Here is a 5,691-nt window from a genome sequence, read left to right on the forward strand (position 1 = left end):
CTTTTTGAAGTACTGACGTAGAATCTAGGTATGATTCATATCGGTGAGGAAGGTGCCCAGAAAACGGACACATCCAATTTGCAGGGCAATGCCCAGACGGTTGTGATCACCTCTGCTTTTTCCGATAAATTCCTTGTCTGCTTCATCAAGGTGAAAATATCGTGCCAGCTGAAGCTCATCCGGTTCACCGGTGAATCTGCCATAGCTTTCAGTCTGCTCAGTGGTCAGAAAGTCAACGGGCATATCGGCCTCCCTGCCTGACGGGCATTTAGTAACATTTTTCCAACCGTACGAAATGTTATAAATTATCGGACATCGTAAAACTGTTACATTAATATGTCTATTAAATCGTAAATTTGTAATAATAGACATGAGTTGTCCGATATTCGATTTAAGGTACATTTTTATGCGACTTTTTGGTTACGCTCGGGTCTCAACCAGTCAGCAGTCTCTTGATCTTCAGGTCAGAGCACTCAAAGACGCAGGTGTGAAAGCAAACCGTATATTTACCGATAAGGCATCCGGCAGTTCAACAGACCGGGAAGGGCTGGATTTGCTGAGGATGAAGGTGGAGGAAGGTGATGTCATTCTGGTTAAGAAGCTCGACCGTCTTGGCCGCGACACTGCCGATATGATCCAACTGATAAAGGAATTTGACGCTCAGGGCGTGGCAGTCCGGTTCATTGATGACGGGATCAGTACCGACGGTGATATGGGGCAAATGGTGGTCACCATCCTGTCGGCTGTGGCACAGGCTGAACGCCGGAGGATCCTAGAACGCACGAATGAGGGCCGACAGGAAGCAAAGCTGAAAGGAATCAAATTTGGCCGCAGGCGTACCGTGGACAGGAACGTCGTGCTGACGCTTCATCAGAAGGGCACTGGTGCAACGGAAATTGCTCATCAGCTCAGTATTGCCCGCTCCACGGTTTATAAAATTCTTGAAGACGAAAGGGCCTCGTGATACGCCTATTTTTATAGGTTAATGTCATGATAATAATGGTTTCTTAGACGTCAGGTGGCACTTTTCGGGGAAATGTGCGCGGAACCCCTATTTGTTTATTTTTCTAAATACATTCAAATATGTATCCGCTCATGAGACAATAACCCTGGTAAATGCTTCAATAATATTGAAAAAGGAAGAGTATGAGTATTCAACATTTTCGTGTCGCCCTTATTCCCTTTTTTGCGGCATTTTGCCTTCCTGTTTTTGCTCACCCAGAAACGCTGGTGAAAGTAAAAGATGCTGAAGATCAGTTGGGTGCACGAGTGGGTTACATCGAACTGGATCTCAACAGCGGTAAGATCCTTGAGAGTTTTCGCCCCGAAGAACGTTTTCCAATGATGAGCACTTTTAAAGTTCTGCTATGTGGTGCGGTATTATCCCGTGTTGACGCCGGGCAAGAGCAACTCGGTCGCCGCATACACTATTCTCAGAATGACTTGGTTGAGTACTCACCAGTCACAGAAAAGCATCTTACGGATGGCATGACAGTAAGAGAATTATGCAGTGCTGCCATAACCATGAGTGATAACACTGCTGCCAACTTACTTCTGACAACGATCGGAGGACCGAAGGAGCTAACCGCTTTTTTGCACAACATGGGGGATCATGTAACTCGCCTTGATCGTTGGGAACCGGAGCTGAATGAAGCCATACCAAACGACGAGCGTGACACCACGATGCCTGCAGCAATGGCAACAACGTTGCGCAAACTATTAACTGGCGAACTACTTACTCTAGCTTCCCGGCAACAATTAATAGACTGGATGGAGGCGGATAAAGTTGCAGGACCACTTCTGCGCTCGGCCCTTCCGGCTGGCTGGTTTATTGCTGATAAATCTGGAGCCGGTGAGCGTGGGTCTCGCGGTATCATTGCAGCACTGGGGCCAGATGGTAAGCCCTCCCGTATCGTAGTTATCTACACGACGGGGAGTCAGGCAACTATGGATGAACGAAATAGACAGATCGCTGAGATAGGTGCCTCACTGATTAAGCATTGGTAACTGTCAGACCAAGTTTACTCATATATACTTTAGATTGATTTAAAACTTCATTTTTAATTTAAAAGGATCTAGGTGAAGATCCTTTTTGATAATCTCATGACCAAAATCCCTTAACGTGAGTTTTCGTTCCACTGAGCGTCAGACCCCTAAAAGAACTTTCCGCTAAGCGATAGACTGTATGTAAACACAGTATTGCAAGGACGCGGAACATGCCTCATGTTGCGGCCAGGACGGCCAGCCGGGATCGGGATACTGGTCGTTACCAGAGCCACCGACCCGAGCAAACCCTTCTCTATCAGATCGTTGACGAGTATTACCCGGCATTCGCTGCGCTTATGGCAGAGCAGGGAAAGGAATTGCCGGGCTATGTGCAACGGGAATTTGAAGAATTTCTCCAATGCGGGCGGCTGGAGCATGGCTTTCTACGGGTTCGCTGCGAGTCTTGCCACGCCGAGCACCTGGTCGCTTTCAGCTGTAAGCGTCGCGGTTTCTGCCCGAGCTGTGGGGCGCGGCGGATGGCCGAAAGTGCCGCCTTGCTGGTTGATGAAGTACTGCCTGAACAACCCATGCGTCAGTGGGTGTTGAGCTTCCCGTTTCAGCTGCGTTTCCTGTTTGGGGTCGTTTGCGGGAAGGGGCGGAATCCTACGCTAAGGCTTTGGCCAGCGATATTCTCCGGTGAGATTGATGTGTTCCCAGGGGATAGGAGAAGTCGCTTGATATCTAGTATGACGTCTGTCGCACCTGCTTGATCGCGGCCGCGATAGCTAGATCGCGTTGCTCCTCTTCTCCATCCGCGTTCCAAGCTGCGGAAAGGCACCCATAAGCGTACGCCTGGTCGAGCAGGCGACGCGGATCGACGTCCAGCGCACGAGAGAATGCGTCCGCCATCTGTGCAATGCGTCTAGGATCGAGACAAAGGTCGTCTCTGTCAGCCGGATCGTAGAACATATTGGCGGCGCCAAAGCCCACTTCACCGACCAGACCGACGGGATCTATCACCAGCCAGCCGCGACTGGAGAACATGATGTTTTCATGATGCAGATCGCCATGTAGCCCACGCAGTTCCGAGGCATTGCTCATCATTTGATCGGCTATAATCGCCGCGTGGACGTAGTCAGTTTGACAACCTGCGTTTTGATCATCGCGCGCCCGCTGAAACAAAGCTGCAAAGCGATCCCGGATCGGGAGAAGGGCAGAAGGCAGGGGTTCCTCAGATGCGGCATACAGCTTCGCCATTAGTTCCGCTGCAATTTCGGTCGCCTGGTAGTCGCCGTGCTCGGCAACGATGTGAGAGAGCATTCGCTCCCCGGCATATTCGAGCAACATCAGATTGTTCTCACGACCGAGCAACCGGACTGCTCCCCTCCCATTGCGCCATACCAGATAGTCGGCCCCGCGCAGTTCATCAGCAATGTCTTCTATAGGTTTCAATCCCTTGACGATTGCAGGAGTCCCGTCTGGCAATGAAACTTTCCAAACGAGGCTGGAAAAGGTGTCCGCAATGAGAACAGGTTGCGAAACGTGCCAATGAGCAGGAAAAACAGGCGGCATGAACATCAACCCCAAGTCAGAGGGTCCAATCGCAGATAGAAGGCAAGGCGTTCGCGGTCGGGGGCTTCGATCCCCAATACATTGAATAGGACAGCGAAGGCGCGCTCTGCTTCATCTGGCGCTGCCCAGTTCTCTTCGGCGTTAGCAATCATGAGTGCCAAATCGGCATAGCGATCTGCTGTTCCGAGCCGCCCAAGGTCGATCAGACCCGTGCATTGAAGAGTTTTAGGGTCCACCATGAAGTTCGGCATGCAGGGATCACCATGGCAAACAACCATATCGGTGCGCTCTTGGTCGAGCCGCACCGGTAGCTCTCGTTCGACACGAGCCAAAAGATCGAGCTGCGGCGTACTCTTGTCCTCGTCCGGTAAGAAGTCGGGATTGACGGCATTGCGGGACACCACATCAACGGCGCGTCCGAACATTCGCGACAGCCTGCGCTCAAACGGACATTGATCAACCGATAGGCTGTGAACAGCGCCAAGTTGCTGCCCCATTGACGGCCACGCTTTGAGCAAATCCGCTCCAGACAGATCAGCCGCCGGTACTCCCGGAATTGCCGTTATCACCAAGCATGCACCCTCCTGTTCCTCCTGCCAGTTGATGACCTCGGGGCAAGCCACACCTCGACCTTTGAGCCAAATGAGGCGGTCACGCTCTCCAGCGAGCTCACCGCGGCGGGAAGCAGGTGCGATTTTCGCGAAGGCATGCCCGTCACCACGTCGAAAAACAAAATCACCAGATTCTCCGCCTCTGACAGGCAACCAGTCAGAATGCGATTCACCAAAAAAAATATTAGTTCGATTCAATGGAGGTTCCTTCAGTTTTCTGATGAAGCGCGAATATAGAGAAATATCCCGAATGTGCAGTTAACGAATTCTTGCGGTTTCTTTCAGCGCCGCCAATACCGCCAGCCCGTCGCGCAAGGGGCGCGGCTCGTGTGTGCGGATGAAGTCAGCTCCACCTGCGGCGGCGGCAAGCTCTGCAGCGAGTGTCGCGGCCCCGACATCCCCCGGACCACGGCCTGTGAGCGCGCGCAGAAAGGATTTGCGCGAAACAGACAGAAGCACCGGCAAATCGAAGCGCAGCCGCAATTCATCGAACCGCGCCAGCACCGAGAGCGAGGTTTCGGGAGCAGCCCCCAGAAAAAACCCCATGCCGGGATCAAGGACAAGGCGGTTGCGTTTGATACCGGCACCCGTCAGCGCCGCGATGCGCGCGTCAAAGAACGCCGCAATGTGATCCATGATGTCGCCAGCGGGTGCCTCGCGCCGATCTGCCTGCCCGTCTTGCACCGAATGCATAACGACGAGTTTGGCAGATGATTTCGCCAATTGCGGATAGAACGCAGCGTCTGGAAAACCGCGAATATCATTGAGATAGGCCACACCACGCGACAAGGCATAGGCTTGCGTCGCGGGTTGATAACTGTCGAGCGAGACGGGAATGCCATCTGCCTTGAGCGCGTCCAGCACCGGCGCGATACGCGCGATTTCTGTGTCGGACGAAACAGGCGCGGCGTCGGGATTGCTGGATGCCGGACCGAGGTCGATCACATCTGCCCCCTCGGCCATCAGCTTACGCGCCTGCGCAATGGCTGCGTCTGGCGCCAGATACCGGCCTCCATCGGAGAAACTGTCCGAGGTTATGTTGACGATGCCGAAAATGATGAGCGATTTATTCATGGGGGCTTCTATAATAATAATAATCGAGCATGAGTCTCATACGGATGCTCGGGTCGAAAGGGAATCCCCAGGCGAGTAACCTGTTTGCGGTGCTCCATTAGCTGCAGGAGCAGAATAGCATACATCTGGAAGCAAAGCCAGGAAAGCGGCCTATGGAGCTGTGCGGCAGCGCTCAGTAGGCAATTTTTCAAAATATTGTTAAGCCTTTTCTGAGCATGGTATTTTTCATGGTATTACCAATTAGCAGGAAAATAAGCCATTGAATATAAAAGATAAAAATGTCTTGTTTACAATAGAGTGGGTATCGGAGACGAAGAAGGACAAGGTACATGCTGACCGATACCAAGCTGCGCAATCTCAAGCCCAGGGACAAACTCTACAAAGTGAATGACCGGGAAGGTCTCTATGTGGGGGTCGCCTCAGAAAACGGAATCTATGGTCACTCCCG

General features: G+C 52.1%; 5 protein-coding genes and 3 pseudogenes. 4 read left to right on the plus strand and 4 right to left on the minus strand.

The window, feature by feature from the left end; translation table 11 throughout:
• Positions 1-36: 36 nt before the first annotated feature.
• Positions 37-243: pseudogene (locus GV764_RS06815) on the minus strand (DUF4158 domain-containing protein); the annotation flags it as partial.
• Between the two features lie 163 nt (positions 244-406).
• On the opposite strand from GV764_RS06815, the gene GV764_RS06820 reads away from it, so the two are divergent.
• The 3 genes and pseudogenes from GV764_RS06820 to GV764_RS06830 all read left to right on the plus strand — a co-directional run.
• Entirely contained in the window at positions 407-964 is a 558-nt protein-coding gene (locus tag GV764_RS06820; protein WP_001235713.1) for a recombinase family protein, read from the plus strand.
• A 182-nt stretch (positions 965-1,146) separates the two neighbouring features.
• Entirely contained in the window at positions 1,147-2,007 is an 861-nt protein-coding gene (locus tag GV764_RS06825; protein WP_000027057.1) for a broad-spectrum class A beta-lactamase TEM-1, read from the plus strand.
• A 209-nt stretch (positions 2,008-2,216) separates the two neighbouring features.
• A pseudogene (locus tag GV764_RS06830) lies at positions 2,217-2,621 on the plus strand (IS91 family transposase); the annotation flags it as partial.
• A gap of 106 nt (positions 2,622-2,727) precedes the next feature.
• On the opposite strand, the gene GV764_RS06835 reads toward GV764_RS06830, so the two are convergent.
• The 3 genes from GV764_RS06835 to sul2 are packed head-to-tail and all read right to left on the minus strand — an operon-like array spanning position 2,728 to position 5,243.
• Positions 2,728-3,564 (minus strand): aminoglycoside O-phosphotransferase APH(6)-Id, encoded by an 837-nt coding sequence (locus GV764_RS06835; protein ID WP_000480968.1) that lies wholly within the window; start codon positions 3,562-3,564, stop codon positions 2,728-2,730.
• On the minus strand, positions 3,564-4,367 hold the full coding sequence (gene aph(3'')-Ib / locus GV764_RS06840; protein WP_001082319.1) for an aminoglycoside O-phosphotransferase APH(3'')-Ib: 804 nt from the start codon (positions 4,365-4,367) through the stop codon (positions 3,564-3,566). The genes GV764_RS06835 and aph(3'')-Ib overlap by 1 nt, the downstream gene beginning before the upstream one ends.
• Positions 4,368-4,427: 60 nt before the next feature.
• A complete protein-coding gene (gene sul2, locus GV764_RS06845) occupies positions 4,428-5,243 on the minus strand; it encodes a sulfonamide-resistant dihydropteroate synthase Sul2 (RefSeq protein ID WP_001043260.1) in 816 nt (271 codons plus the stop codon).
• A 329-nt stretch (positions 5,244-5,572) separates the two neighbouring features.
• Here sul2 and GV764_RS06855 point away from each other — a divergent pair.
• Positions 5,573-5,691 (plus strand): annotated as a pseudogene (locus GV764_RS06855) (Arm DNA-binding domain-containing protein); the annotation flags it as partial.

This window comes from Atlantibacter hermannii, assembly GCF_009907385.1.
Lineage (GTDB): Bacteria > Pseudomonadota > Gammaproteobacteria > Enterobacterales > Enterobacteriaceae > Atlantibacter > Atlantibacter hermannii_A.